At 66.3% G+C, this 23,863-nt stretch carries 30 protein-coding genes and 1 tRNA gene; 13 read left to right on the forward strand and 18 right to left on the reverse strand.

Annotated features, from left to right (window positions below):
• Nucleotides 1-45 precede the first annotated feature (45 nt).
• On the reverse strand, nucleotides 46-1,395 hold the full coding sequence (locus tag QZ670_RS05330) for a DUF3696 domain-containing protein (RefSeq protein ID WP_294252743.1): 1,350 nt from the start codon (nucleotides 1,393-1,395) through the stop codon (nucleotides 46-48).
• Between the two features lie 183 nt (nucleotides 1,396-1,578).
• Here QZ670_RS05330 and QZ670_RS05335 point away from each other — a divergent pair, with 183 nt between their 5' ends.
• The 3 genes from QZ670_RS05335 to QZ670_RS05345 all read left to right on the forward strand — a co-directional run bounded on the left by QZ670_RS05335 (nucleotide 1,579) and on the right by QZ670_RS05345 (nucleotide 2,663).
• Nucleotides 1,579-1,974, forward strand: a complete 396-nt coding sequence (locus tag QZ670_RS05335; protein ID WP_294252774.1) for a cupin domain-containing protein — start codon at nucleotides 1,579-1,581, stop codon at nucleotides 1,972-1,974.
• Nucleotides 1,975-2,181: 207 nt separating this feature from the next.
• Nucleotides 2,182-2,394, forward strand: a complete 213-nt coding sequence (locus QZ670_RS05340) for a cold-shock protein (protein ID WP_294252744.1) — start codon at nucleotides 2,182-2,184, stop codon at nucleotides 2,392-2,394.
• Between the two features lie 71 nt (nucleotides 2,395-2,465).
• The gene (locus QZ670_RS05345; RefSeq protein WP_294252745.1) at nucleotides 2,466-2,663 is read left to right on the forward strand and encodes a hypothetical protein; all 198 of its coding nucleotides are present in this window, start codon (nucleotides 2,466-2,468) and stop codon (nucleotides 2,661-2,663) included.
• Between the two features lie 5 nt (nucleotides 2,664-2,668).
• Here the strand turns inward: QZ670_RS05345 and QZ670_RS05350 are convergent, their stop codons facing one another.
• From QZ670_RS05350 to QZ670_RS05365, 4 genes are all read right to left on the reverse strand, one after another.
• Nucleotides 2,669-3,112 (reverse strand): DUF1003 domain-containing protein, encoded by a 444-nt coding sequence (locus tag QZ670_RS05350; protein WP_294252746.1) that lies wholly within the window; start codon nucleotides 3,110-3,112, stop codon nucleotides 2,669-2,671.
• A gap of 287 nt (nucleotides 3,113-3,399) precedes the next feature.
• Nucleotides 3,400-3,957, reverse strand: a complete 558-nt coding sequence (gene grpE, locus QZ670_RS05355) for a nucleotide exchange factor GrpE (RefSeq protein WP_294252747.1) — start codon at nucleotides 3,955-3,957, stop codon at nucleotides 3,400-3,402.
• A 15-nt stretch (nucleotides 3,958-3,972) separates the two neighbouring features.
• Nucleotides 3,973-5,016: a heat-inducible transcriptional repressor HrcA gene (hrcA, locus tag QZ670_RS05360; protein ID WP_294252748.1), complete on the reverse strand. Its 1,044-nt coding sequence runs from the start codon at nucleotides 5,014-5,016 to the stop codon at nucleotides 3,973-3,975.
• A gap of 35 nt (nucleotides 5,017-5,051) precedes the next feature.
• On the reverse strand, nucleotides 5,052-5,633 hold the full coding sequence (locus QZ670_RS05365) for a DUF6438 domain-containing protein (protein WP_294252749.1): 582 nt from the start codon (nucleotides 5,631-5,633) through the stop codon (nucleotides 5,052-5,054).
• A 90-nt stretch (nucleotides 5,634-5,723) separates the two neighbouring features.
• Here QZ670_RS05365 and rph point away from each other — a divergent pair, with 90 nt between their 5' ends.
• The 3 genes from rph to QZ670_RS05380 all read left to right on the forward strand — a co-directional run bounded on the left by rph (nucleotide 5,724) and on the right by QZ670_RS05380 (nucleotide 7,703).
• The gene (rph, locus tag QZ670_RS05370) at nucleotides 5,724-6,437 is read left to right on the forward strand and encodes a ribonuclease PH (protein ID WP_125973949.1); all 714 of its coding nucleotides are present in this window, start codon (nucleotides 5,724-5,726) and stop codon (nucleotides 6,435-6,437) included.
• Entirely contained in the window at nucleotides 6,434-7,105 is a 672-nt protein-coding gene (gene rdgB / locus QZ670_RS05375) for an RdgB/HAM1 family non-canonical purine NTP pyrophosphatase (RefSeq protein ID WP_294252750.1), read from the forward strand. The genes rph and rdgB overlap by 4 nt, the downstream gene beginning before the upstream one ends.
• A gap of 109 nt (nucleotides 7,106-7,214) precedes the next feature.
• Nucleotides 7,215-7,703: a transcriptional regulator gene (locus tag QZ670_RS05380; RefSeq protein ID WP_294252751.1), complete on the forward strand. Its 489-nt coding sequence runs from the start codon at nucleotides 7,215-7,217 to the stop codon at nucleotides 7,701-7,703.
• On the opposite strand, the gene QZ670_RS05385 is transcribed toward QZ670_RS05380, so the two are convergent.
• Complete coding sequence (locus tag QZ670_RS05385; RefSeq protein ID WP_294252752.1) at nucleotides 7,666-7,842, reverse strand: hypothetical protein; 177 nt, start codon at nucleotides 7,840-7,842, stop codon at nucleotides 7,666-7,668. The two genes, QZ670_RS05380 and QZ670_RS05385, sit on opposite strands and share 38 nt — an antisense overlap.
• 181 nt (nucleotides 7,843-8,023) lie before the next feature.
• On the opposite strand from QZ670_RS05385, the gene QZ670_RS05390 reads away from it, so the two are divergent.
• The gene (locus QZ670_RS05390) at nucleotides 8,024-8,224 is read left to right on the forward strand and encodes a hypothetical protein (RefSeq protein WP_294252753.1); all 201 of its coding nucleotides are present in this window, start codon (nucleotides 8,024-8,026) and stop codon (nucleotides 8,222-8,224) included.
• Between the two features lie 71 nt (nucleotides 8,225-8,295).
• Here QZ670_RS05390 and QZ670_RS05395 read toward each other — a convergent pair.
• Nucleotides 8,296-8,382: transfer RNA gene (locus QZ670_RS05395), tRNA-Tyr, on the reverse strand.
• A 121-nt stretch (nucleotides 8,383-8,503) separates the two neighbouring features.
• Here QZ670_RS05395 and QZ670_RS05400 point away from each other — a divergent pair.
• Genes QZ670_RS05400 through QZ670_RS05410 form a run of 3 tightly spaced genes read left to right on the forward strand, consistent with a single transcriptional unit; the run spans nucleotide 8,504 to nucleotide 11,597 of the window.
• The gene (locus QZ670_RS05400) at nucleotides 8,504-10,108 is read left to right on the forward strand and encodes a M20/M25/M40 family metallo-hydrolase (RefSeq protein WP_294252754.1); all 1,605 of its coding nucleotides are present in this window, start codon (nucleotides 8,504-8,506) and stop codon (nucleotides 10,106-10,108) included.
• On the forward strand, nucleotides 10,108-10,854 hold the full coding sequence (rlmB, locus tag QZ670_RS05405) for a 23S rRNA (guanosine(2251)-2'-O)-methyltransferase RlmB (RefSeq protein WP_294252755.1): 747 nt from the start codon (nucleotides 10,108-10,110) through the stop codon (nucleotides 10,852-10,854). The genes QZ670_RS05400 and rlmB overlap by 1 nt, the downstream gene beginning before the upstream one ends.
• An 11-nt stretch (nucleotides 10,855-10,865) precedes the next feature.
• Nucleotides 10,866-11,597 carry a hypothetical protein gene (locus QZ670_RS05410; RefSeq protein ID WP_294252756.1) on the forward strand — a complete coding sequence of 244 codons (732 nt, stop codon included), beginning with the start codon at nucleotides 10,866-10,868 and terminating at the stop codon, nucleotides 11,595-11,597.
• A gap of 67 nt (nucleotides 11,598-11,664) precedes the next feature.
• Here QZ670_RS05410 and QZ670_RS05415 read toward each other — a convergent pair whose 3' ends face one another.
• The 4 genes from QZ670_RS05415 to QZ670_RS05430 all read right to left on the reverse strand — a co-directional run bounded on the left by QZ670_RS05415 (nucleotide 11,665) and on the right by QZ670_RS05430 (nucleotide 13,664).
• Nucleotides 11,665-12,090, reverse strand: a complete 426-nt coding sequence (locus QZ670_RS05415; protein WP_294252757.1) for an OsmC family protein — start codon at nucleotides 12,088-12,090, stop codon at nucleotides 11,665-11,667.
• A gap of 52 nt (nucleotides 12,091-12,142) precedes the next feature.
• Nucleotides 12,143-12,553 carry a glycine zipper 2TM domain-containing protein gene (locus tag QZ670_RS05420; protein WP_294252758.1) on the reverse strand — a complete coding sequence of 137 codons (411 nt, stop codon included), beginning with the start codon at nucleotides 12,551-12,553 and terminating at the stop codon, nucleotides 12,143-12,145.
• A gap of 86 nt (nucleotides 12,554-12,639) precedes the next feature.
• A complete protein-coding gene (locus tag QZ670_RS05425) occupies nucleotides 12,640-13,134 on the reverse strand; it encodes a hypothetical protein (protein ID WP_294252759.1) in 495 nt (164 codons plus the stop codon).
• A gap of 68 nt (nucleotides 13,135-13,202) precedes the next feature.
• Nucleotides 13,203-13,664 (reverse strand): hypothetical protein, encoded by a 462-nt coding sequence (locus QZ670_RS05430; protein ID WP_294252760.1) that lies wholly within the window; start codon nucleotides 13,662-13,664, stop codon nucleotides 13,203-13,205.
• A gap of 248 nt (nucleotides 13,665-13,912) precedes the next feature.
• On the opposite strand from QZ670_RS05430, the gene QZ670_RS05435 reads away from it, so the two are divergent.
• Together QZ670_RS05435 and QZ670_RS05440 are read left to right on the forward strand one after the other, a co-directional pair.
• A complete protein-coding gene (locus QZ670_RS05435; protein ID WP_294252761.1) occupies nucleotides 13,913-16,660 on the forward strand; it encodes a [protein-PII] uridylyltransferase in 2,748 nt (915 codons plus the stop codon).
• 13 nt (nucleotides 16,661-16,673) lie between these two features.
• Complete coding sequence (locus QZ670_RS05440) at nucleotides 16,674-17,057, forward strand: VOC family protein (RefSeq protein WP_294252762.1); 384 nt, start codon at nucleotides 16,674-16,676, stop codon at nucleotides 17,055-17,057.
• 178 nt (nucleotides 17,058-17,235) lie between these two features.
• On the opposite strand, the gene QZ670_RS05445 is transcribed toward QZ670_RS05440, so the two are convergent.
• The 7 genes from QZ670_RS05445 to rpsM all read right to left on the reverse strand — a co-directional run bounded on the left by QZ670_RS05445 (nucleotide 17,236) and on the right by rpsM (nucleotide 23,007).
• A complete protein-coding gene (locus tag QZ670_RS05445; RefSeq protein ID WP_294252763.1) occupies nucleotides 17,236-17,712 on the reverse strand; it encodes a vgr related protein in 477 nt (158 codons plus the stop codon).
• A gap of 16 nt (nucleotides 17,713-17,728) precedes the next feature.
• Nucleotides 17,729-19,870: a prolyl oligopeptidase family serine peptidase gene (locus tag QZ670_RS05450; RefSeq protein ID WP_294252764.1), complete on the reverse strand. Its 2,142-nt coding sequence runs from the start codon at nucleotides 19,868-19,870 to the stop codon at nucleotides 17,729-17,731.
• A 50-nt stretch (nucleotides 19,871-19,920) separates the two neighbouring features.
• Nucleotides 19,921-20,049 (reverse strand): hypothetical protein, encoded by a 129-nt coding sequence (locus QZ670_RS05455; RefSeq protein ID WP_294252765.1) that lies wholly within the window; start codon nucleotides 20,047-20,049, stop codon nucleotides 19,921-19,923.
• Nucleotides 20,050-20,356: 307 nt separating this feature from the next.
• Nucleotides 20,357-20,779 carry a 50S ribosomal protein L17 gene (gene rplQ / locus QZ670_RS05460; RefSeq protein WP_019368405.1) on the reverse strand — a complete coding sequence of 141 codons (423 nt, stop codon included), beginning with the start codon at nucleotides 20,777-20,779 and terminating at the stop codon, nucleotides 20,357-20,359.
• 223 nt (nucleotides 20,780-21,002) lie between these two features.
• Entirely contained in the window at nucleotides 21,003-22,070 is a 1,068-nt protein-coding gene (locus QZ670_RS05465; protein ID WP_010545746.1) for a DNA-directed RNA polymerase subunit alpha, read from the reverse strand.
• A 99-nt stretch (nucleotides 22,071-22,169) separates the two neighbouring features.
• Entirely contained in the window at nucleotides 22,170-22,559 is a 390-nt protein-coding gene (rpsK, locus tag QZ670_RS05470; RefSeq protein WP_019368402.1) for a 30S ribosomal protein S11, read from the reverse strand.
• Between the two features lie 79 nt (nucleotides 22,560-22,638).
• The gene (gene rpsM, locus QZ670_RS05475) at nucleotides 22,639-23,007 is read right to left on the reverse strand and encodes a 30S ribosomal protein S13 (RefSeq protein WP_021226512.1); all 369 of its coding nucleotides are present in this window, start codon (nucleotides 23,005-23,007) and stop codon (nucleotides 22,639-22,641) included.
• Between the two features lie 417 nt (nucleotides 23,008-23,424).
• Here rpsM and QZ670_RS05480 point away from each other — a divergent pair, with 417 nt between their 5' ends.
• Nucleotides 23,425-23,856: a hypothetical protein gene (locus tag QZ670_RS05480; RefSeq protein ID WP_365894608.1), complete on the forward strand. Its 432-nt coding sequence runs from the start codon at nucleotides 23,425-23,427 to the stop codon at nucleotides 23,854-23,856.
• Nucleotides 23,857-23,863 lie beyond the last annotated feature (7 nt).

Raw genomic sequence — 23,863 nt, forward strand, 5'->3', positions numbered from 1 at the left:
CGCCGTTGGCCGCGATAGGGACGTTCGTATCAACGACATGCCTGTTCATTTCTTAGCCATCCGCTTCAACCGCGCCTTTTCAGCCGCCAACGTTTCACCGAATGCATCCCCCATAAAATTTTCGGGCCAATTCAAAATCTGGCCATACTCGTCAATTTCGAGCTCATGCAGATGTGAACTACCCTCATCATAATCTGTAAAGTATAGCTTTATATCTTCTGCATCCACCTCTTCCTCAGCAATCCTTCTTTGCATTCTAAGCAGAAGATGCTCGGAATGGCTCTCAAAGAGTATCTGTACTCCTCGATACGTAGCCACATTAATGAGCAAATCTGCGAGGGCAGATTGAGCAAGGGGATGGAGATGTATTTCAGGCTGCTCCAATATTACAGTTGAACCAGCAGGAACGTAATACAATAGAACGATAATCGGCAAAACTTGAGAAACACCAAATCCGACATCGGTAAGTAATGCAGGTGGGCTATCATCTCGCACCTTCACCACAGCCTGATAATAGCTAGACCCTGGCGCCAGCTCTCGTATCTCAAAATTCGAAATTAGCCCCATCGCCTTGAGCCAATAGGCAACTATTTCCTGAAACGTCTGCAAACGCCCCTTCTTGAAAAGGTTATATTTTGCACCGTCTAAGGTGGCCGCAAGGATCGCATCTACGACAAGTTCACCGCGAACCCCGACATCGACCGGTCGCGAGCGACCCCAAACATATTCTCTCTTAGGATATTCTCGCAGCGGACCTAAGTAAAATATGCGATCGACTTCTCGCTCATAGGCCGACTCTAGATCGGCGAGCAATGAAGCGTTCTGAAAGTATGTTCTGGCTTGATCAGGAAAAGCATACGATTTGATCGGGCCGGGCAGCTGCCATGCACGTCCAGGCGTCCTCACAAACTTGAAAGCACTACCGGAAGCCCTCAAGTCGAATGCATTGGCGTCACTCTTTTTTCGACTCAGAGTAAATACCTGATCATCCACTTGATAGCGCAAAACTCTAGCAAGGGGTCCCAGAGCCGTTCCACCCACTTCAGCACCGACGCTAAATTCGTTGGACCTGACAAGATATTCGCTGCGCTTAGTAGAGGGATCCTGAAGAGTCAAAGGGTGATCAACTTCAAATCCAATCTGCCAACTCAACAGATCTTCGGTGTTATGATTGTGAACCACATCTTCGAATGATCCGAGCTTGGCCAACCTCCCATTTAAATCGAGTGAAATACCTCGGTCAGTAGCCTCTTTCGTCTGCTTAAGCATAAGCATAAACTGAATTAGACTTGATTTACCGGAGGAATTAGTACCAAAAAGACCTGTAAGTAGGCCGAAGTCAAGTAATGCGCTCCGCCACGTCTTAAAATTAGAGATGTGAAGAGAGTCTAGCATGGAGCCCCGCTTGGTAACCGTTCAAAGGTTGTTTAGCGCACTGATTCGCGTTTGCCACCCTCACGTTACTCCCCTCTCTAAGTGGCAGTCGGCGTTCGAGCGTCCATCGTGTAACGCAACATAATGGCAGGCGTAGGTGGGACAGCTAGTGTAGCTCCACATGTCTCGATAACCTTCATCATGATGCCCCACCTCCCCACCAACCCCGCCCATCTCGGCCGCGCCGCCAGCGCCACCGTCGAGCCCGACTTCACCGGCCCCGACTGGTTCGAGGCCTATGCCGCCCGCCATGCCGCGGACGGGCAGGAGGGCCGGCTGGTCTCGCAGTTCGCCTTTTCGGAAAGCTGGGACTCGTGGGAGATGCACCCGCACGGCGCGGAACGCGTGATCTGCACCCAGGGCGCCTGCACGCTCCACCAGGAACATGCCGACGGCAGCACCGAGACCGTGACGCTCGCCCCGGGCGATTACGCCATCAACCCGCCGGGCACCTGGCACACCGCCGATGTCGCGCCGGGCGCAACCTGCACCGCGATCTTCATCACCCCCGGCGTCGGCACCACCCACCGGCCGCGCTGAGGCTCCCGCGCCCTGCCCTCGCCACCCGGCATCCCGCCGCAATCCGGCCCCTTGCCATTGCATCTGCGGCCGCAAGCGCCCACATAGGGGGTGCTGAAGTCGCAAATCGTTGGTCTCTGGTGCTTTGCGGCTCCGTTTTCCTTCCATCCCTGCCCTGAAGCGCGAGGTCCGCCCGCACGGGGCGCGCCGATTATGCAAGGAAAACACATGAGCATCACTGGCACCGTCAAGTTCTTCAACGCCGACAAGGGCTATGGCTTCATCGCGCCGGATACCGGCGGCAACGACGCCTTCGTTCACATCACGGCGGTGGAACGCGCCGGCATGATCACGCTGCAGCAGAACCAGCGCGTGAGCTACGATCTGGAAGAGGATCGCCGCGGCAAGATGGCGGCGGTCAACCTCCAGGCGGCAGACTGATCTGCCCCCCAAGACGGCGGCTCCACCCGGGGCCGCCGTTTTCGTTTGAACTCTTGGTGGAGACCGCGCCGATGACCGAAATCGAACTCTTCCGCGCCCGTGCCGACGAAGCCGGTGCCGCCGCTGCCGACTGCGATCTCGACAATGTCCGCGAACGCCACCTCCGCTCCCAGGCGGCCTGGGAAGCGATGGCCGTGCGCGCCGAGCGGGTCGCCACCCAGCGCGCGCTCAACGAAGCCGAGAAGGAAGCCCGCGCCGTCTCCTTCTGAGGCGATCAGCGCGGCGCGCGGACCTCGACCAGCCGGGCGATATCCGCGTGGAGCGAATCGATCTTGGCGTGCAACTCCTCGATCTGCGCCTCGGCGCGCAGGTTGGTCTCATAGTCGAGCCGCGCCTCGAGCCGGTCCTTCGCCGCCTGGCGGTTCTGGCTCATCATGATGATCGGCGCCTGCAGCGCGGCGAGCATCGACAGCATCAGGTTCAGGAAAATAAACGGGAACGGGTCGAAGGCGTGCGCGGCGAGCACAACCGTGTTCAGCACCGCCCAGGCGGCGAGGAACAGGCCGAAGCCGATGATGAACCCCCAGGAGCCGCCGACCGCCGCGACCCGATCGGCGAGGCGCTCGCCGAAGGTCAGGCGTTCGTCGAACACCGCGTTGAGGTCCCGCGACGCGCCGATCCGGCGCAGGTCGTTCAGGAAACGAATGGCTGCATTCATGGGTACACCTCACTGCCGACCGGCCCATCCGGACCGGCGCGTGAGGTGACCAGTACGATCAGATCAGCGCGGCGGCCTGGACAGGACCGGTCAGTCTACTTTGATCGCTACTGGGCATGGTTCCTTCTCGGATCCGTTGCGAAAGAGTCGTGCAAAACCGTACGACCGAGCCGCAGATGGGCGCGGGCCGGTCGCATGTCAACCAAGGGGATTTGGGGAAGCGTGCCGCAATGCGACGAACCGCAGGGGCAAGGCCCCGCCCGTTGTCGGAGCGGGGCGAAGGCCGGTCAGTCGGGCTTCTTGGCGACGGCGACGAGCGCCGGGCGGAGCAGCCGGTCCTTGATCATGTAGCCGGACTGGATCTCCTGCACCACGGTGCCGGGCTCCTTGTCGGCGACGGGCATTTCCATCATCGCCTGGTGCTTGTTGGGGTCGAGCACCTCGCCCAGCGCCACCACCTTGGAGATGCCGTGGCGGCCGAAGACCGCCTCCAGCTCGCGGCCGGTGGCCTCCAGGCCGGTGACCAGGCCCTTCATCTTCTCGTCCTCGCGCAGCTCGGCGGGGATCGCCTGCAGCGCCCGGCCGAGATTGTCGGCGACGGAGAGGATGTCGCGGGCGAAGCTGGTCGCGGCATAGGCGCGCGCGTCCGCCACTTCCTTCTCGGTGCGGCGGCGGAGATTCTGCATGTCGGCCTGGACGTAGAGATGCGCCTGCTTGGCCTCGGCCAGCTGCGCCTCCAGCTCGGCGACACGGTCCTGCTCGGCAACCTCGGGGGCCGCCTGTGCAGTCTCTTCCCGCAGCGTTTCGCCCTGGGTCGGTTCGGTATTTTCGATATTCTCGGACATGGTTCCCTGTTTTCTTCAGGCCAGCAAACGGGCCAATGTGGCCGCCGTGAAATCCACCATGGGCACGACGCGGGCATAGTTCAACCGGGTCGGGCCGATCACGCCGACGACGCCGACCACCCGGCCGTCGAGCGATCGCACCGGCTTGGCGATCACCGACGAGCCGGAAAGCGCGAACAGCTTGTTCTCGGAGCCGATGAAGATCCGCGCCGCCTCGCCTTCGCGGGCGCTGTCGAGCAGCCGGGCGATCTCCTCCTTGCCCTCCAGCTCGTCGAGCAGCTGGCGGACGCGGTCGAGATCCTCGGCGGCGCCATTGTCGATCAGCCGGGCCTGGCCGCGGACGATCAGCACCGGGCGGCGGCCGCTGTCCTCGCTCCACACCGCGAGCCCGCGCTCGACCAGCTCCGAGGCGGCGGCGTCGAGTGCTGCCTGTTGCTGGCGCAGCTCGCGCTCGATCCGGCCGCGCGCCTCGGCGAGCGTGAGCCCGGCGAGCGTGGCGCTCATGTAATTGGCCGCGCGCTGCAGCGACATCGGGTCGACCCCGCCGGGCAGCTCGACCACCCGGTTCTCGACCGAGCCGTCCTCACCGACCAGCACGGCGAGCGCGCGATCCTGGCTCAAGGGTACGAAGCCGAATTGGCGCAGCACGGTCTCGGCCTTGGGGACGAGGACGAGGCCCGCACAGGCCGAAAGCCCGGAGAGCGCCGCCGTGGTCTCGGCGATGGCATCCTCTACCGGGCCGCCGATGCCAGCGCGCGCCTCGATCGCCGCGCGTTCCTCGACCGAGGGTTCGCTCGCCTGCATCATCCCGTCGACGAACAGCCGCAGCCCGCTTTCGGTCGGCATGCGGCCGGCGCTGGTATGGGGGGCCGCGAGCAGCCCCGCTTCCTCCAGATCCTGCATCACGTTGCGGATCGACGCCGGCGACAGGTTGAGCGCCGAGATGCGCGAGATGGTGCGCGAGCCCACCGGCGCGCCGGTATCCAGATAGGATTCCACCACGATGCGAAACACGTCGCGCGCGCGGTCGGTCAGCTCGTGGATCGGCGGCGTGATCATGGTGGCTGTTATCTAGGCGGTCCGGCGGGTCGGCTTCAAGGCCGTGCGCCGATCAGGCCGGCGATCGGCAGCAGATCGGGTGCCGACCCCAACGCATCGGCGACGCCGGGGCTCCGGCTCCGGTCGCAACCGAAATAATAGGAGAGCGCGCGGTGCCCTGCCCTTCCGTCCCACTGGACCTCGACGCTCGGCATGTCGGTGGCATGCTGGCCGCAGGCGGGCGTGCCCGGCACAGTGCGCACGCTGCCGCTGCGCGGGCGATAGGGTGCGAGCCGCGTGAGGAACGCCTCGTACTGCGCCGGCGACACCCGGAAGTCGCGTGCACCGGTCACTGCGGTAAAGCGCTGCCCCTCGAAGGTGCCGGTCCCGTCCGGCCGCACGGTGACCGAATAGACCGGGCATGCCCCGCCGCACGGGCTGGTCGTGTAGCGGATCATCTCGCCGCGCACGATCGGCGCGGACGGACCTGCGGGCACACCGCTGCTCACCGGCGGCGGTGGTGCCGGGCGGGAGGGCCTGGCGGGCGCCGGGCGCGACGAACCCTCGGGCGGCGCCACCTGCGGGATGCAGCCGCCGAGCAGCGCCCCGCCGCAAATCAGTGCAACCAATTGGCGCATGCGTGTCTTTCTCCCCGTATCGTGCAAGACTGGCGGAACGCGCCGCCACGGTCTAGGTGCCCGGCTCGATCTTTAGGGAGACTGAATCGCATGCGCCCATCCGGCCGCGCCCCCGACGAAATGCGGGAAATCACCATCACGCCGAACTTCACCCGCCACGCCGAAGGATCGGTACTGATCGGCTTCGGCGACACCCGCGTGCTCGTCACCGCCAGCGTCGAAGAGCGCGTGCCGCCGTTCCTGCGCGGCAAGGGCGAAGGCTGGGTAACCGCCGAGTACGGCATGCTTCCCCGCGCCACCCACACCCGCGGCCAGCGCGAGGCGGCCAAGGGCAAGCAGTCGGGCCGCACGCAGGAAATCCAGCGGCTGATCGGCCGCTCCCTCCGGGCGGTGACCGACCTCAAGCTGCTCGGCGAGCGCCAGATCACGCTCGACTGCGACGTGCTCCAGGCCGATGGCGGCACCCGCACCGCGGCGATCTCGGGCGCCTGGGTGGCGCTTCGGCTCGCGGTCAACAAGCTGATGGCGGAAGGCGCGATCGCCACCGATCCGATCACCACCCAGGTGGCGGCGGTGAGCTGCGGCATCTACCAGGGCACGCCGGTGCTCGACCTCGACTATCCCGAGGATTCGTCGGCCGATGCGGACGCGAACTTCGTGCTGCTCGCCAACGGCAACATCGCCGAGGCGCAGGCCACCGCCGAAGGCGCGACCTATGACGAGGAAGGCCTGCTGCGCCTGCTCCGCCTCGCCCGCATCGGCTGCGCCCGCATCTTCGACGCCCAGCTGAAGGCGGTCGGATGAGCGGCGAGGGCGAGGTCCCCCAGGCGATCCGCAAGCTCGCGCCGGGCAAGCTGGTGATCGCCAGCCACAATGAAGGCAAGGTGCGCGAGATCCGCGAGCTGCTCGGTCCCTATGGGATCGAGCCGGTCTCGGCCGCCGAATTGGACCTGCCCGAGCCCGAGGAGACCGGCACCAGCTTCGTCGCCAATGCCGAGCTCAAGGCGCTGCAGGCGGCGGACCTGTCCGGGCTGCCCGCCCTCGCCGACGATTCGGGGCTGTGCGTCGAAGCGCTGGGGCTTGCCCCCGGCATCTACTCCGCGCGGTGGGGCGTGGCCGCACCGGGGATGGACGGGCTCGCGCCCGTCGCCCCGTTCGAGGGGCGCGACTTCGGCTTGGCGATGCAGCGCGTCCAGGACAAGCTGGCGGCGCTCCCGCCGGAGACCAGCCGCGCCGCGCATTTCGTCTGCGCGCTCGCGCTGGCATGGCCGGACGGTCATGTCGAGTGGTTCGAAGGCAGAGTACACGGCGAACTCGTCTGGCCGCCGCGCGGTGAAAAGGGCTTCGGCTATGATCCGATGTTCGTCCCGCTAGGCCATGCGGAAACGTTTGGCGAAATGGAGCCGTCCGCAAAACATGGCATGAGCCACCGCGCCGACGCATTTCGCCAATTGGTCGCCTCGGTCTTCTGAGGCGTGTCTGTTTCGGCTGCAACGATATTCATGACATCGAAGGTTTAGGCTATCCTAACGACGTCCATATGTTGATCGAGTAACGATCGCTGCCTAAGCACGGGCGACGATGGAGGACAAATTGGGGGTGCGTGGCACCGAACTATTCGATGAAGTCGATGCGCGGCTGAGCGAAATCAAGCGGCTTTTCACGCAATTCGCCGGTGATGCCCCCGCGGCCACCGGCGAATCGCCAGCCGGTTCGTTTGGACGTCTGCAACTCGCCCGGATGATTCTCTGGGGCCGCACGCTATTGGAGCGCGAGGTGGCTAAGGACCTGTTCGCCGACCCGGCGTTCAACATCCTGCTGACGCTGTACGTCAGCCGTGCGGACGGCAAGGACGTATCGACCTCGGCGGCTTGCACCGCTTCCGGCGTGCCGACCACAACGGCGCTCCGCTGGATCAACGCGCTCGCCCGGCGCGGCATGATCCACAAGCGCAGCCTCGCGACCGACCGGCGCTTCACCTATCTGGAATTGACCGAGAAAACCGGCGCGGCGCTGGATCGCTATTTCGACCTCATCCTGGATCGCGCAGCGCACCCGACGGCGCCGTGACACCGTACTTGGTCGTCAGACGTTCGAGCGATAGGGAGATGTTGGCCGCTTCGGCATCCTCGCCCAGAAGGTCGAGCAGCGCAATCGCGTCCACCAGGTGCGTACACACCGCCTCGATACCTGCACCCCGTTCGTCCATTGCTTCGAAAACTCGCGTATCTTTATATCCGTATTGGATTTTCCGGTACGCGGGAACAAGTCAGGAATAATCCCGACACGGGACACACCTAGTGCACGTCTCAACGCAATCGCAAGCCCATGCGCATTGCGTCACTACATCCGTTTTGGATATTATCCTTGCTTCACCGCAAGGAAGCCCTGTGACGCCGCTTTCTACGCTCCTGGAGCGCGCCGAAGCCATCTACCTCACCCACGGCGTCGGCAGCGCACGCTATCTGCTCGACCAGATCGAAGCGGCCATCCGCGACGGCGCGCCCGCCCCGCAGATCCGCGAACTAGACCACCTTCTGCAACTGATCGAGTTTCGCGACCGAACCCTGGCACAGCACGACAATCGCTGACCCCCGCCCGGCGGAATCGGCTGCGTCGGTGCAGCGGTAGCGATCTTGAAGAAGATCGCTCGCAGCGGCGGTGGTGGATAGGGATGGATTCGAACCACCGTAGGGCGAAGCCCGGCAGATTTACAGTCTGCTGCCTTTAACCACTCGGCCACCTATCCATGGAGACCGCCGCTTGCGAGCGAGGTGGGCCCAATGCCGAAGCGGATCGCACCTGTCAACGCCTTGTGTGCACTCTTTTGTCCGCATAGCGTCCCGCCGTCACTTTTTGGGGGGATTATAATGCGTCGCACCATGCTTGCTCTCACCGCCGCGCTGCTCGCCAGCGCACCGATCGCCGCCCAGACGATCCAGACCAACGCCACCGATCGCGTGATCGACCAAGGCACCAACCATTCGGAGGTGATGCGAATCGCGCAATACCTCACCGACGTGATCGGCGCGCGGCTCACCAACTCGCCCGGCATCCGCAAGGCCGAGGACTGGACCCAGGCCAAGTTCCGCGAATGGGGCCTTGTCAACGTCCACAAGGAAGGGTTCGAGTTCGGCCGCGGCTGGTCGAACGAGAAGCTGGCAGTGCGCATGGTCGCCCCGCGCCCGCTCCAGCTGATCGCCGCCCCCCTGCCCTGGACGCCCGGCACCAATGGCGCGATCACCGGCGAGGTCGTGCTCGCCCCGCTCGCCGACGAGGCCGCCTTTGCCCAGTACAAGGGCAAGCTGAAGGGCAAGCTGGTGCTGATCACCGAGCCGCGCGAGCTGGAGGAAGCGACCGAGGCGCCGTTCAAGCGCTGGAGCGTCGAGGAACTGGCCAAGCGCGACTTTTACGATCTGCCCAACGGTGACGGGGAACGCCCGTTCAACCCGGCCCGCTACACCTTCGCCGGCAAGCGCGACGCCTTCCTCAAGGCAGAAGGCGCGATCGGCTACGCGATCATGTCGAGCCGCAACGGCAAGCTGGTCCACGGCCAGAACAGCCAGTTCCAGGTCGGCCAGTCGGGCACCCTCCCCGGCATCGAGATCGCAGCCGAGGATTATCGCCGCCTCGCCCGCCTCGCCAAGATGGGCGCCAAGCCGACGCTGGAGATCGACGCCGTCAACCGCTTCGACGACAGCGATACCAAGGGCTACAACATCCTCGCCGACATCCCCGGCACCGATCCCAAGGCGGGCTATGTGATGGCCGGCGCGCATCTCGACAGCTGGGCGATGGGTGACGGTGCCGCGGACAATGCCGCCGGCAGCGCGATGGTGATGGAAGCCGCGCGCATCATCCGCGCCTCGGGCATCAAGACCAAGCGCGCGATCCGCTTCGCGCTGTGGGCGGGCGAGGAGCAGGGCCTGCTCGGCTCGATGGCCTATGTCGAGGCCCACATCGCCAAGCGCCCGGTCGATCCCAGCGCGACGGGCACCGTCCGCTACATGACGTGGAGCCGCGCCTTCCCGATCACGCCCGGCCCGGACCACGGCAAGCTCGCCGCCTATTTCAACCTCGACAACGGCTCGGGCAAGATTCGCGGCATCTACGCGCAGGGCAACACCGCGGTGATGCCGATCTTCGAACAGTGGTTCACGCCCTTCCACGCGATGGGCGCGACCCAGGTTTCGGCGCGACGCACCGGCAGCACCGACCATGTCTTCTTCGACGCGGTGGGCATCCCGGCGTTCCAGTTCATCCAGGACCCCCTCGACTATGGCTCCATGGTGCATCATACGGACGTCGATACGTTCGATCATCTGAAGGCCGACGATATGCGCCAGGGCGCAACCATCCTCGCCGCATTCCTGATCAACGCCGCCAACAGCGATCAGCCGCTGCCGCGCGCGCCGCTTGCGACCGCGCCGACCCCGGCCGATCAATTCTATCCCTTCCCGGAGTCTGCACACTGATGAAACGTCGAGGCCATCGTCCCAGCCAGGCATCCGCATCGCGGCCGCGTTTCTACGGCCGTCACGCGGTGCTCGCGGCACTCGCCAACCCCGAGCGGACGGTGCGCAAGATCTGGGGCACGCGCGAGGCGCTGTCGGCGCTGGACCTGCCCCCGGTCATCCCGATCACCTATGCCGACGCGGCCGATCTCGGCCGCCTCGTGCCGTCCGACGCGCCGCACCAGGGGCTGGTCGCCGAAGTGGATCCGCTCGAGGAGATCTGGCTCGGCGATCTGCTCGAGCAGGGCGCGGAGGACAAGCGCCCGCTGCTGGTGCTCGACCAGGTGACCGATCCGCACAATGTCGGCGCGATCCTGCGCTCGGCGGCGGCGTTCGATGCGCTCGGCATCGTCACGCAGGACCGGCACGCCCCGCCCGAAACCGGCACCCTCGCCCGCTCGGCGGCCGGCACGCTGGAGGTGGTCCCCTGGGTCCGCGTGGTGAACCTGTCGCGCGCGCTCGACGAGATCGCCGAGGCGGGTTTCTGGCGCGTCGGCCTCACCGGCCACGCCAAGGCGACGCTGGGCGAAGTGATGGGCGAAGGCCGCATCGCACTGGTGCTCGGCGCCGAGGGCGAGGGCATGCGCCAGAATACCGAGGCGCATTGCGACCAGCTCGCCCGCCTGCCGATCTCGCCCAAGGTGGAAAGCCTGAACGTGTCGAACGCCGCGGCCGTGGCGCTCTACGCGGTGAACACGCGCGGCTGAGGCGCACACGCATGACCAAGATGCTGCGAGCGCTGGCGCTGGTGGTGCTCGCCCCGTTGGTGCTGGCGAGTTGCCTGTTCGTGCCCGGCAAGTTCGATTCCGCGCTCACCATCCACCGCGATCGCAGCTTCACCTTCACCTACAAGGGTGAGGTGGTCGCGCTCGACCTCAAGGGGCTGGGCGGCGATTTCATGAAGGTCGCCGAGGAAGAGAGCGGCAAGAAGGGCAAGAACGGCTCGGCCGATCCGGCCAAGGTCAAGGCGGCGGAGCAGACGAAGCGCGACGAGGCATATCGCAAGCTCGCGGTCGAGCTTGCCAAGGAAGCAGGCTATCGCAGCGTCGAATATCGCGGGAACGGCATCTTCTATGTCGATTTCGCGCTTTCGGGCGTGCTCGATCACGCCTTCGTCTACCCGTACAATCAGGACAATGAGATCGTCCTCCCCTGGATCGCCATCGAGCTGCGCGGCAAGGACGCGGTGCGCGTGAAGGCGCAGGGCTTTGCCCGGCAGAAGACCGACGCGGCGGGCCTCGGCGGCATGGGCGGAGGCATGGCCGCAGGCGCAGAGGCGGCCGATCGCATGGAGGGCACTTTCACCCTCACCACCGATGCCGAGGTGATCAGCCAGAACAACGAGGCCGGTGCCGAGACCGTCGGCAATGAGAAGGTGATCGCCTGGAAGGTGGACACCCGCACCAAGGACGCGCCGATGGCCTCGCTGCGCGTCGCGCCCTTGCGCTGATACGAAAACGGGCGGGTGCAGCCTGCTGCACCCGCCCGCCCTCTCCACACCCCTTTGGGGATCAGGTTCAGGCCAGTTCCCACTCCAGGGCAATCTGGGCCTTGAGCAGCTTGGACACCGGGCAGTTCGCCTCGGCGCCCTTGGCGAGCGCCTCGAACTGCTCCTCGCTGATGCCGGGCACCTCGGCGCGCAGCTTCAGGTCCGAGCGGGTGATGGCGAAGCCGTCGCCGTCCTGCTCCAGTTTCACCGCCGCGGTGGTCTCCAGCGTACCGTCGCTGAACCCCGCCTGGGCGAGCGCGAAGCTCAGCGCCATGGTGAAGCAGCCGGCATGCGCCGCCGCGATCAGCTCTTCCGGATTGGTGCCCTTTTCATCCCCGAAACGCGTGTTGAAGCTGTAGGGCGTCGCCTCCAGCACGCCCGAGGGGCTGGTCAGCTGGCCTTTGCCGGCCTTGCCGAAGCCGGTGTAGCGGGCGGTGGCGGTGCGGGTGGTCATGGCAGACTCCTCGAAAAGATCGGGCCGGGTAATCGACCCCGGCCCGATCCTATCACTTGCACGTGACGTTGTTGCGATCGATCGAACGACCCGCAGCAGCACCCGCCGCGGCACCCAGCAGCGTGCCCAGCGTCTGCGATCCGCCCGGCGCGATGACGTTGCCGAGCAGGCCGCCAGCCACGCCGCCGACGATCAGGCCGGTCGTGCCGTCGTTGCGGCGGCAATAATAGCGCCCGTCCTGGCCGCGATAGACGCGATCGTTTTGCGACAGGCGGCGCTCGCGGGCGCGCGGGTTTTCGCGATAATAGCGATCGGCATAATAGCCGTTATACGCCGGGTCCGGGCGGTTATAGTCGTACTGGCGATAGCCGCCGCCGCCGGCATAGCCGGGGCCGTAGGCGCCTTCGGCGCAGCCGGAAACCAGCGTCGCCGCAGCGACTATGCTCAGAGCGAAGATGCGCATCGGGTCTCTCTCCTGATCCATGTTCAAGTGCGTGGGGAATGCGCGGCCGCGTCGAAGGTTGCGCGGCCGTGCCGATCCGGGGAGGATCAGGACGGCGCCGCGTCGTTCCGACGAAGCTCGTCGGCCTGGCCGGCGACCAGCGTCGGGGCGGAGCCACCGGCCAGTGCCGGCGCGAACGCCTCGCGCTCGTTCGCAGGGATCGATGCGGTGGGATCGGGGCGGAACTGCTCGATCGCGCGCTGGCTGCCGTCGGGGTGGCTGTCGCCCATCAGGTCGGTCGGCACCGTGCCCGGCTCGTTCGAACCGGTGCGGCGGGTCCACAGCGTGCCGAGCGCGATCGCGCCGATCGCCCCCAGCCCGGCAGCGGCGATCGCCGCGATGCCGGTCCGCCCCAGCGTAGCGCGCTTCCGGACCTTGGTTGCCGGTGCGGCTGCCTTGGGGGTGCGCTTCGGGCGCGCCTTGGGGGCGGGCTTGGCGGCGGCAGGCTCTGCCTTGGTATCGGCGGCGGCAGCGGTGGTCGCGGCCTTCGGGGTGCGCTTGCGGGGCGTGGGGGTCTTGGGCGTCTTGCTCGCGGTGGCCATCGAAATCTCCTTTCGGTTACGGCACGGTCAACGGGCCGGGACGCGCGGGTGTTCCGAGCGATGCGCGATCAGCGGGCGCAGATGCGGGTGCGCGCGTTCACCCAGCAGCCGTCCTGCAGCGTCACGGTGCCAAGCGGGTCCATCGCCTTGTCGTCGTCGGGATCCTTGTTCCAGGTCGCGTCGGCCTTGCCGTCGGCGCGCGTGGTGACCACGGCGAAGTGCGACTGGGCGGGCTTGCCGGCGCTCCAGGTGTTGAGCGTGTAGCCGCCGTCGCCCATCGGATAGACCTGGCAGCGGCCGTCGAGCAGCGTCTTGCCGTCGACCGCGAAGCGGCACTGCTTGGCGGCGGAGTGGGGTGCGGTTTCGTCCCTCGTGACCGGCGTGGGGCTGGGCAACGGCGTGGGGCTGGGCGTTGCGACGGGCGGAGCGCCGACGTTCGCCGTCGCGGTGGTGTCGGCGGCCTGCGGGCTGTTGCAGGCCGCCAGCGGTACGAGGAGCAGCAGCGCCGCGGCAATCGAACAGGTTTTCAAGGGCAAACGGCGTCTCCGGAGGTTGCCCCGCCCTACCCGCGCAGCGTCGGTTTGTTCCCGAACGTTTCGGCGCACACAGCCCCTCCCCTTCAGGGGAGGGGTTGGGGTGGGGCATGACGGATCCGCAAGGGCCGCACTTCTCGGTCAGCCCCCACCCCCCACCCCTCCCCTGAAGGGGAGGGGCTTAAATCGTCCTCCCCCATCCCTTCCCGCGTGAACTTCCCCCCAAATCCTCCTATCTGACTCGCATGCCGACCCGCTTCGCTTCCGTCCCGCATCGCCGCGCCCTGATCGATCGCCGTGCCGTCGCCGAACGCCTCGCCGCGCTGGAGGCCCGCGACACCGCCGCGCTGCGCCAGGCGGGCGCCACCGAGCTCAAGGCCGCGCTCGCCGCGGGCCAAGCAGAGATCGCTTGCCGCCTCGCCGAACACCCCTCGCGCGGCCTGGAAGCCGCCGCCGCCGGCGCCTTCCTCACCGACCAGATTCTCCGCCTGCTGTGGGACTTCACCGTCGAGCGGCTCCACCCCAATGCCAACCCCACCGCTGCCGAGCGGATGACGCTGATCGCGGTGGGCGGCTATGGCCGCGGCGAGATGGCGCCGCATTCGGACATCGACATCGGCTTCCTCACCCCCTGGAAGGTCACCGGCTGGAGCGAGCAGGTGATCGAATCGATGCTCTATTCGCTGTGGGACATGCGGCTGAAGGTAGGCCATTCGTCGCGCTCACTCGACGAGATGGTGCGCCAGGCCAAGGCCGACGTCACCGTCTGCACCGCGCTGGTCGAGGCGCGCTATGTCTGGGGCGATACCGAGCTCTATGACGAGGCCGCGCGCCGCTTCAAGGCCGAGGTCCAGGCCGACAGCGCCCGCGGCTTCATCACCGCCAAGCTGGAAGAGCGCAACGCCCGCCACAAGAAGATGGGCGACAGCCGCTATGTCGTCGAACCCAATGTGAAGGAGGGCAAGGGCGGCCTGCGCGACCTCCACACGCTCTTCTGGATCGGCAAATTTGCCTACAATGTCCGCGAGCCCGCCGAGTTGGTGGAGGCCGGCCTGCTCACCCCCGCCGAATATCGCCAGTTCCGCCGTGCGGAGAATTTCCTCTGGGCGGTGCGCTGCCAGCTGCACCTGATCACCAACCGCCCCGAGGACCGGCTGACCTTCGACGTCCAGCGCGAGATCGCGGAACGGATGCGCTTCGCCGACCGGCCCGGCATGCCCAAGGTCGAGCGCTTCATGCGCTACTATTTCCTCCAGGCGAAGGTGGTCGGCGACCTCACCGGCGTGTTCCTCGCCCATCTCGACGAGAAGTTCGCCGCGCGCGGCCGCCGCTTCGGCTTCCCGGCGCTGTGGCGCGGGCGGCGCAAGCTCAAGGGCTTCGTGCTGGAGCGTGGCCGACTGGCGCTGCCCCGCGACACCTTCTTCCGCGAGGATCCCGTCCGCCTGATCGAACTGTTCGCGCTCGCCGACCTGCACGAGGTGGAAATCCACCCGCTCGCCATGCGCGCCGCCGCGCGCGACGCCAAGCTGGTCGACGACGTCCGCAACGATGCGCGGGCCAACGCGCTGTTCCTCGACGTGCTGACCTCGCCGCGCGATCCCGAAACGGTGCTGCGCTGGATGAACGAGGCCGGCGTGTTCGGCCGCTTCGTGCCCGATTTCGGCCGCGTCGTCGCGCAGATGCAGTTCGACATGTACCACCATTATACGGTGGACGAGCATTCGATCCGCGCCATCGGGCTGCTCAGCAAGATCGAAAAGGGGCAGCTCAAGGAAGACCATCCGCTCGCCAGCGGCATCCTCCACCAGCTCGCCTCGCGGCGCGCGCTCTATGTGGCGGTGCTGCTGCACGACATTGCCAAGGGCCGCAGCGGCGATCATTCGATCCTCGGCGCCGAAGTGGCCGAGCGGCTCTGCCCGCGGCTGGGCCTCACCCCCGGCGAGACCGAGATGGTCGCCTGGCTGGTGCGCTGGCACCTGCTGATGTCGGCCACCGCGTTCAAGCGCGACCTGGCCGACTTCAAGACGATCCTGGACTTCACCGCCCAGGTGCAGAGCGCCGAGCGGCTGCGCATGCTGCTGGCACTGACCGTGGTCGACATCCGCGCGGTCGGCCCCGGCGTGTGGAACGGCTGGAAGCGCCAGCTGCTCGGCGGGCTGTACGAAGCCGCCGAGGAGGTGCTGCGGCTCGGCCACAAACAGCGCGGTCGCACCGAGCGGATCGCCGCCAAGCAGGACGAACTGGGCGCAGCGCTCGGCTGGCCAGCGCCCAAGTTCGAGGCATTCAAGAAGCGCTTCACCGAAAGCTATTGGATCGCCGAGCCCAGCGACGTGCTGGAGCGCAATGCCGCGATGGTCGCCGCCGCGGGCGATGCGACGCTCCACGTCGAGGCGCAGGTCTATCCCGATCGCGGCGCAACGCTGGTGACGGTCTATGCCGCCGACCATCCCGGCCTGTTCTACCGCATTGCCGGCGCGATCCATGTCGCCGGCGGCAACATCATCGACGCGCGGATCCACACGACGCGCGACGGCATGGCGCTCGACAATTTCCTGGTCCAGGATCCGTTCGGCCAGCCCTTCGACGAGGAAGCGCGGCTCACCCGGCTCAAGACCGGCATCGCCGACGCGCTGGCCAACCGCGCGCGGCTGTCCGAACGGCTCAAGACCAAGGCGCCGGTGCGGCTGCGTGCCGATGCCTTCTCGATCGAACCCAATGTGTTCATCGACAACAAGGCATCGAACCGCTTCACCGTCATCGAAGTCAATGCGCGCGATCGGCCGGCCTTGCTCTACAGCCTGGCCAATGCGCTGTTCCAGTCGAAGGTGACGATCCATTCCGCGCATGTCGCGACATACGGTGAGCGCGCGGTCGATACCTTCTATCTGACCGACCTGATCGGGGATAAGATCAGCTCGACGTCGCGACTCAAGACGATCGAGCGGCGTCTGCTGGAGGCCGCGGCCGGCGAGGAGATCGCCCAGGCCGCCTGATCGGGGGACGAACATGCCGGTAGTGGGGCTGGGCGGCTATTTCTTTCGCGCGCAGGATCCGGAGGGGCTGAAAGCGTGGTACCAGGAGATGCTGGGCGTCGGCGGCGGCTGCGGCACCGATACCAGCGGACAGGCTAGCCCGTGGTTCTGGTATCCCGAACCCGGCGGCGTGGTGTTCCAGCCCTTCCCGGCGGACAGCAGCTATTATGCCGCGGACAAGCAGGTGATGCTCAACCTGCGGGTGATCGATCTCGACGGGCTGCTCGAGCAGCTCAACGCCGCGGGCGTGGCGATCGAGACGCGTGCCGAGTGGGACACGCCGGAAACGGGCCGCTTCGCGCGTATCCACGATCCCGAGGGCAATCCAATCGAGCTTTGGGAAGCACCGGCGGAGTAGGTCGCCCCTCGTCGAGCGCTGGTCCTTCGCACCGGCAGGTGGACACACGTCCGCCCCACCCCCTTCGTCATTCCCGCGAAGGCGGGAATCCATTTGCCAGGACGATGGGGGCAGGAACCGCGACTTCAGCGCCAATGGATCCCCGCCTTCGCGGGGATGACGGTTTGTCTGGAAGCGCCTACCCCGTCCCGAACGGCAGGATGCTCTCCAGCGTCGCCAGCGGCGGTGCCCCCGGCAATGCCACGCCCTGCCGCAACAGGAAGACGTGCCGGACGATCTCCGCCTGCTGCTCGATGCCGTAGCGCGCCAGCGTCCAGCCCGGCTTGATGCTGTAGTGGTAGCGGCAGAAGGGATGCCGCCGCAGCACGAGGTTCAGCCCCTGCTGGTGCTGCCAGACATGCACCAGCTCGTGAATCAGATGCCCCTGCAGCCCCAGCCCCGCGCTGGCGAGGCAGTCCCGATAGGCATCCCCCGCCGGGTGGAAGTGGAGGTGCCCGCGCGGCGCCATCGTCACATTGCGCGGCTGGAAGGGAAACCATTTGCGCCGGTAGATCCGCACCGGATCGAGGTCGATGGCATCGCCGAACATGCCGCGCGCCAAGGCCCGCTCGGCGTCGGTAAGGGGGCGGCCCTGTCGCGCGTCGTCGCCGGACATGGCCGCCCTCCCCTGCTTACTTGATCGCGAGCCCCGTCCACTTGGCGGCGAACGCCCAGAGGTCGGCGGTTTCCTCGATCACCTTGTCGGTCGGCTTGCCCGAGCCGTGGCCGGCGCGCGTCTCGATGCGGATCAGGTGCGGGCGGTCGCCGATCGGGGCGTGCTGCAGCGCCGCCGTGTATTTGAAGCTGTGCCCCGGCACCACGCGGTCGTCGGTATCCGCCGTGCTCACCAGGATCGCGGGATAGTCCGCGCCGCCCTTGATGTTGTGATAGGGCGAATAGGCGTAGAGCCGCTTGAAGTCGGCTTCCTTCGACGGATAGCCGTAATCGTCGACCCAGTAGCGGCCGGCGGTGAACCGGTCGAAGCGGGTCATGTCCATCACGCCCACGGCGGGGAGCGCCGCGGCGAACAGGTCCGGACGCTGGTTGGTCACCGCGCCGACCAGCAGGCCGCCATTGGAGCCGCCCTGGATCGCCAACTGGCCCTTGCCGGTGATGCCCTCCTTGATCAGGAACTCGCCCGCGGCGATGAAGTCGTCGAACACGTTCTGCTTGTTGGCGAGGCGGCCGCCGTCGTGCCACGCCTTGCCGTACTCGCCGCCGCCGCGGATGTTCGCCACGACGAACACGCCGCCCTGCTCCAGCCAGGCCAGCCGCCCCGCCGAGAAGCCCGGGGTGATCGGGATGTTGAACCCGCCATAGCCGTAGAGGATCGTCGGCGCCGGGCCGGTGACGCTCTTCTTCTTGACGATGAACATCGGCACCCTGGTGCCGTCCTTCGAGGCGTAGAAGCGCTGCTCGACCGCATAGTCCTGCGGGTTGAACGCTACCTTCGGCTGCGCCCAGGGTTCGGCCTTGCCGGTCTTCACGTCGTAGCGGAAGATCGTCGTCGGATAGTTGAAGCTGGTAAAGGCGAAGAACGTCTCGCCCTCGTGCGGATGCCCGCCGAACCCGCTCGCGGTGCCGATGCCGGGCAGCGCCACCTTGCCGTCGGTCTTGCCGTCCAGCGTGTAGCGGCGCACCTCGGTGGCGGCATCGACCATGTAGCTGAGGATCAGCCGGTCGCCGACGATCGACTGGCCGGCCAGCGTCTCCTTCTGCTCGGGCACCACCTCATGCGGGGTGAGCGCCGAGTCGGCGAGGTCGATGGTTACGATCCGCTGGCGGGGCGCACCGTCGTCGGTCGCGAACCAGAACTTGGTGCCGACATTGCCGATCGCCGACCAGTCATGCTCGAGCTTGCCGATGACGGTCTTCGCCTTCCAGGCGGGATCCTGCAGGTCGACGATGTGGACGAGGTTCTTGTTGTCGGTCCCCTCGCTGGTGGTGATCACCAGATAGCGGCCATCGTCGGTGATGCCGGCATAATGGCTCTGCTTGGGCGTCGCCGGGGTCTCATAGACCAGCCGGTCGGCGCTCTGCTGGGTGCCGAGCTTGTGGAAATAGATGCGGTGGTTCTCGTTGAGCGCCTGGAACTTGGCGTCCGCAGGCGGCTCGGGATAGCGCGAGTAGAAGAAGCCGCTGCCGTCCTTGGCCCAAGCCACGCCCATGGTGAACTTGGCCCAGCTCACCGTATCGCCGGTCTCCTTGCCGGTAGCGACGTCGAGCACCTTGATCGTGCGCCAGTCGGTGCCGCCGTCCTGGATCGAATAGGCGAGCAGCTTGCCATCCTCGCTCGGCAGCCATTCGGCGAGCGCGGTGGCGCCGTCCTTCGACCAGCCATTGGGGTCGATCAGCACGCGGCCTTCGCCGTTCAGCCCGTCACGGACGAACAGCACCGCCTGGTTCTGCAGCCCGCTGTTGTGCGCGTAGAAATAGCGCCCGCCCTTCTGCTCGGGCAGGCCGAAGCGCTCATAATCGAACAGCTGCTTGATCCGGGCCTTGAGCGCCTCGCGCCCCGGCAGCGTCGCCAGATAGGCGTCGGTGACCTTGTTCTCGGCTTCCACCCAGGCCGCGACTTCCTTGTCGTTGCGGACGTCGTTTTCCAGCCAGCGATAGGGATCGGCGACCTTCACCCCGAACTGCTCGTCCACCACGTCGACGCGGCGGGTTTCGGGATAGACAAACTTGGTCATCGGCGCATTGGTCTCCGGCTTGGGGGTCTGGGCGAAGGCGGGGCTGGCGAAGAGTAACGGCAGGATCAATGCACGGCGCATTCCAGGGCTCCCAAAGAATGCGCCTACCCTAGGCAGCCCGGCCCTTCGGCTCAAGCAGAGCCGGCCCATTCGATCGCCCAGGCAAAGGCGGCGAGCGGCGACAGCGCCAGCAGCGCGGCGATCCACGCGCCGACATCGATGGGCGCAGCGCTGCGCGCCCGCTTGGACTTGCGAGACATGGTAGTTCTCCGGCGCTGCCAGACGGGGCGGCGCACCCTGTTGTTCGGGCGCGGAGATGGGGAGCGTGCGATGGATTGCAAGCGGAACGAAACTTGGGGCGGTGGAAGCGCTCCTAGTCCCCCTCCCGCTTGCGGGAGGGGTTAGGGGAGGGTGTGTCGTGGAGGCTCTTTCTGCGGCGGTATTGCCCGCGACCCTCACTCACCCTCCCCCAGCCCCTCCCGCAGGCGGGAGGGGGGATAGGAGAATAGAAAAAGGGCGGCCGCATCGCGACCGCCCTTCCCTGGTTCGTTCCGAACGAAGCGCCGATCAGGCGGCTTCGTCGAAATCCTCGTCCGACATCACCGGACCCGAATCCTGGCCCTTGGCCGAGACGTCGCGGTCGACGAACTCGATGATCGCCATCGGCGACGCGTCCGAGGCGCGGATGCCGGCCTTGATGATGCGGGTGTAGCCGCCGTTGCGATCGGCATAGCGCGCGGCCAGCACGTCGAACAGCTTCACCAGCTGGGCGTCGTCCATCAGGCGCGCGTGCGCCAGACGACGGTTCGACAGGCCACCCTTCTTGGCGAGGGTGATCAGCTTCTCGACGTACGGGCGCAGTTCCTTCGCCTTGGCGACGGTGGTGGTGATCTGCTCGTGCTTGATGAGCGCGGCGCTCATGTTGCGGAACAGAGCAATACGGTGAGCCGAGGTACGCTGCAGCTTACGACCGCCTACACGATGGCGCATGGTTCTTTCCTTCGTTCGTTAAGGGGCCGTTCGACGGAACCCCAGACCAGGCGGTGCGATCAGGGCCACCGCCCAAAACCCTAAGGTTAGGAAGTTTAGGCTCGCGCCAAACTTTCCTGCTGGCCGCCGCGGCAGCGCCGCGTCGTCGGTCGGAGCCTTGAGCTCCGCCGGCCGGGCCTCGCGATCAGCCCGGGATTAGCAAGGCTAATCCCGGACGCGAGGCTCAGCCCATGATCTCCTGCTCGAGCTTCTTGGCCATTTCCTCGATATTCTCGGGCGGCCAGCCCGGGATTTCCATGCCCAGGCGCAGGCCCATGCTGGAGAGGACTTCCTTGATCTCGTTGAGCGACTTGCGGCCGAAGTTCGGCGTGCGCAGCATCTCGGCTTCGGTCTTCTGGACCAGATCGCCGATATATATGATGTTGTCGTTCTTGAGGCAGTTGGCCGAGCGGACCGACAGTTCGAGCTCGTCGACCTTCTTGAGCAGGTAGCGGTTGATCTGCGCGGCATCGCCTGCGCCACCTTCCGCCGGTGCCGCTGCCGGCGCCATGCCGACCGGGGCCGCCCGGGTGATCGACGAATCGTCGAAGTGGACGAACAGCGCCAGCTGGTCCTGCAGGATCCGCGCGGCATAGGCCAGCGAGTCCTCCGGGGTCACCGTGCCGTCGGTCTCGACGGTCAGCGTGAGCTTGTCGTAGTCGAGCTCCTGGCCGACGCGGGTGTTCTCGACCTTGTAGGACACCTGACGGACCGGGCTGAACAGCGCATCGACCGGGATCAGGCCGATCGGCGCATCCGCCGGGCGGTTCGCGGTAGCGGGCACATAGCCCTTACCCACGTCCGCAGTCAGCTCCATGTTCAGCGTCGCGCCGTCGTCGAGGTGGCAGATCACCAGCTCGGGGTTCATCACTTCGATGTCACCCGAAACCGCGATGTCGCCCGCCTTGACTTCCGCCGGGCCGGTGGCCGACAGCTGGAGACGCTTCGGGCCTTCGCCCTGCATCTTGAGCGCGATCTGCTTCACGTTGAGGACGATGTCGGTCACGTCCTCGCGGACTCCGGCGAGCGACGAGAATTCGTGCAGCACGTTCTCGATCTTGATCGAGGTGACTGCCGCGCCCTGCAGCGACGACAGCAGCACGCGACGCAGCGCGTTGCCGAGGGTGAGGCCGAAGCCCCGCTCCAGCGGCTCGGCGACGAAGGTCGACTTCCGCTTGGGATCGCCACCGGGCTTCTTCTCGAGGCCGTTGGGCTTCTTGAGTTCCTGCCAGTTCTTAGCGTTGACCGACACGGGCTTTCCTCATGTTGGGCGGGGAAGAGGCATTCCCCGCCAGGTATTTACTGCAAGACCGCAGACCCGCCTCAGGGCCCGCGGTGCAAGCAGGACGTATCAGACGCGGCGACGCTTCGACGGCCGCACGCCGTTATGGGGGATCGCCGTCACGTCGCGGATCGAGGTGATCTGGAAGCCGACCGCCTGCAGCGCGCGGAGCGCCGACTCACGGCCCGACCCCGGACCCTTGACCTCGACCTCGAGGGTGCGAACGCCGTGCTCGGCGGCCTTGCGGCCGGCGTCTTCGGCGGCGACCTGCGCTGCGTACGGGGTCGACTTGCGCGAGCCCTTGAAGCCCATCATGCCGGCCGACGACCAGCTGATCGCGTTGCCCTGCGCGTCGGTGATGGTGATCATGGTGTTGTTGAAGCTGGCGTTCACATGCGCGACGCCGGCGGTGATGTTCTTGCGTTCGCGACGGCGAATACGCTGCGGTTCACGTGCCATTTGGAATTTCCTGACCTAGAAGCTTGGTGCCTGGAGGCGCAAGGCCTCGGGGGAAGAAGTGCGCGCTGGGGAGCGCTGCTTACTTCTTCTTGCCGGCGATCGGCTTGGCCTTGCCCTTTCGGGTGCGCGCATTGGTGTGCGTGCGCTGGCCGCGGACCGGCAGGCCCTTGCGATGACGCAGGCCGCGATAGCAGGCGAGGTCCATCAGGCGCTTGATGTTCATCGCGGTTTCGCGACGCAGATCGCCTTCGACGGTCAGGTCGGCGTCGATGGCTTCGCGGATCTGGAGGACTTCGGCGTCCGACAGGTCCTGAACGCGGCGGCTGTGGTCGATACCCAGCTTGTCGGCGATCGAAACGGCGGTGTGACGGCCGATGCCGTGAATGTAGGTGAGCGCGATGATCACGCGCTTGTTGGTCGGGATGTTGACACCCGCGATACGTGCCATGGTAAGTAAATCTCCTGCTCCACAGGGCGGCGCGGGGCCGGCCTATCTCAAAGCGTCAGGCCATCGGTCCCTGGCGAGGATAGATGGCCAATTCCTGTTCCCCACGACGCAAAAAAGACGGCCGGTGCAGGACGCACCGCCGCTCACCGGCGTGTTGGGGAACAGCGCCCTTAGCGATTCGGCCCATCGCTGTCAATCGTCGCGCCCGCGTGACGGGCCGACCCAGGCGCTCGACGGCTCGCCCTTTTCGCCCTTGAGCGGCACGGTGCAGTCCGGCATGAAACCGCGATGCCTTTTCCAAAGTTCCCTTCGCCCTCCCTTGCCGCATCGCTCTCTAGCCTCGCCCTGCTGGCGGGCTGTGTGGGGCCGGGCGATCCGCAACGCCCCGTGCCAACGCCTTTGCCCCGGCCAGCCCCGGTGCGCCCCACTCCCGAGCCTGCGGCAACCCCGCCGCCGCCCGCTCCGGTCGAATGGCAGTATCGGCCTGCCGCGCCGGGCGACTGGAGCTATGCCACAGAGGCGAACGGATCGGTCGCGCGCTTCGGCCCTTCCACCGCTAGCCCACAACTGACGCTCCGCTGCGACCGGGCCGGCCGCCGCATCACGCTCGCGCGGGCGGGCGTGGCGCAGGGCAATGCTCTCACCATCCGCACAAGCTATGGCGCGCAAAGCTGGCCCGCCGGAATCGATCCCGCCGCTGGCCTAGTCGCCGCGCGGACTGCGTCCGACACCGCCTGGGATCAGATCGCCTACAGCCGCGGCAAGATCGCGGTGGAGGCGGCGGGCGCGGCACCTCTGATCGTGCCGGCCTGGGCCGAAATCGGTCGCGTGATCGAGGATTGCCGCTGATACGAAA

The organism is uncultured Sphingomonas sp. (genome assembly GCF_913774285.1).
Lineage (GTDB): Bacteria > Pseudomonadota > Alphaproteobacteria > Sphingomonadales > Sphingomonadaceae > Sphingomonas.

Excerpts from the sequence above, each read along its gene's own strand:
- QZ670_RS05330 (WP_294252743.1), bottom strand. The coding sequence starts at position 1,395 with ATGCTAGACTCTCTTCACATCTCTAATTTTAAGACGTGGCGGAGCGCA.
- QZ670_RS05335 (WP_294252774.1), top strand. The coding sequence starts at position 1,579 with ATGCCCCACCTCCCCACCAACCCCGCCCATCTCGGCCGCGCCGCCAGC.
- QZ670_RS05340 (WP_294252744.1), top strand. The coding sequence starts at position 2,182 with ATGAGCATCACTGGCACCGTCAAGTTCTTCAACGCCGACAAGGGCTAT.
- QZ670_RS05345 (WP_294252745.1), top strand. The coding sequence starts at position 2,466 with ATGACCGAAATCGAACTCTTCCGCGCCCGTGCCGACGAAGCCGGTGCC.
- QZ670_RS05350 (WP_294252746.1), bottom strand. The coding sequence starts at position 3,112 with ATGAATGCAGCCATTCGTTTCCTGAACGACCTGCGCCGGATCGGCGCG.
- grpE (WP_294252747.1), bottom strand. The coding sequence starts at position 3,957 with ATGTCCGAGAATATCGAAAATACCGAACCGACCCAGGGCGAAACGCTG.
- hrcA (WP_294252748.1), bottom strand. The coding sequence starts at position 5,016 with ATGATCACGCCGCCGATCCACGAGCTGACCGACCGCGCGCGCGACGTG.
- QZ670_RS05365 (WP_294252749.1), bottom strand. The coding sequence starts at position 5,633 with ATGCGCCAATTGGTTGCACTGATTTGCGGCGGGGCGCTGCTCGGCGGC.
- rph (WP_125973949.1), top strand. The coding sequence starts at position 5,724 with ATGCGCCCATCCGGCCGCGCCCCCGACGAAATGCGGGAAATCACCATC.
- rdgB (WP_294252750.1), top strand. The coding sequence starts at position 6,434 with ATGAGCGGCGAGGGCGAGGTCCCCCAGGCGATCCGCAAGCTCGCGCCG.
- QZ670_RS05380 (WP_294252751.1), top strand. The coding sequence starts at position 7,215 with ATGGAGGACAAATTGGGGGTGCGTGGCACCGAACTATTCGATGAAGTC.
- QZ670_RS05385 (WP_294252752.1), bottom strand. The coding sequence starts at position 7,842 with ATGGACGAACGGGGTGCAGGTATCGAGGCGGTGTGTACGCACCTGGTG.
- QZ670_RS05400 (WP_294252754.1), top strand. The coding sequence starts at position 8,504 with ATGCGTCGCACCATGCTTGCTCTCACCGCCGCGCTGCTCGCCAGCGCA.
- rlmB (WP_294252755.1), top strand. The coding sequence starts at position 10,108 with ATGAAACGTCGAGGCCATCGTCCCAGCCAGGCATCCGCATCGCGGCCG.
- QZ670_RS05410 (WP_294252756.1), top strand. The coding sequence starts at position 10,866 with ATGACCAAGATGCTGCGAGCGCTGGCGCTGGTGGTGCTCGCCCCGTTG.
- QZ670_RS05415 (WP_294252757.1), bottom strand. The coding sequence starts at position 12,090 with ATGACCACCCGCACCGCCACCGCCCGCTACACCGGCTTCGGCAAGGCC.
- QZ670_RS05420 (WP_294252758.1), bottom strand. The coding sequence starts at position 12,553 with ATGCGCATCTTCGCTCTGAGCATAGTCGCTGCGGCGACGCTGGTTTCC.
- QZ670_RS05425 (WP_294252759.1), bottom strand. The coding sequence starts at position 13,134 with ATGGCCACCGCGAGCAAGACGCCCAAGACCCCCACGCCCCGCAAGCGC.
- QZ670_RS05435 (WP_294252761.1), top strand. The coding sequence starts at position 13,913 with ATGCCGACCCGCTTCGCTTCCGTCCCGCATCGCCGCGCCCTGATCGAT.
- QZ670_RS05440 (WP_294252762.1), top strand. The coding sequence starts at position 16,674 with ATGCCGGTAGTGGGGCTGGGCGGCTATTTCTTTCGCGCGCAGGATCCG.
- QZ670_RS05445 (WP_294252763.1), bottom strand. The coding sequence starts at position 17,712 with ATGTCCGGCGACGACGCGCGACAGGGCCGCCCCCTTACCGACGCCGAG.
- QZ670_RS05450 (WP_294252764.1), bottom strand. The coding sequence starts at position 19,870 with ATGCGCCGTGCATTGATCCTGCCGTTACTCTTCGCCAGCCCCGCCTTC.
- QZ670_RS05455 (WP_294252765.1), bottom strand. The coding sequence starts at position 20,049 with ATGTCTCGCAAGTCCAAGCGGGCGCGCAGCGCTGCGCCCATCGATGTC.
- rplQ (WP_019368405.1), bottom strand. The coding sequence starts at position 20,779 with ATGCGCCATCGTGTAGGCGGTCGTAAGCTGCAGCGTACCTCGGCTCAC.
- rpsK (WP_019368402.1), bottom strand. The coding sequence starts at position 22,559 with ATGGCACGTGAACCGCAGCGTATTCGCCGTCGCGAACGCAAGAACATC.
- rpsM (WP_021226512.1), bottom strand. The coding sequence starts at position 23,007 with ATGGCACGTATCGCGGGTGTCAACATCCCGACCAACAAGCGCGTGATC.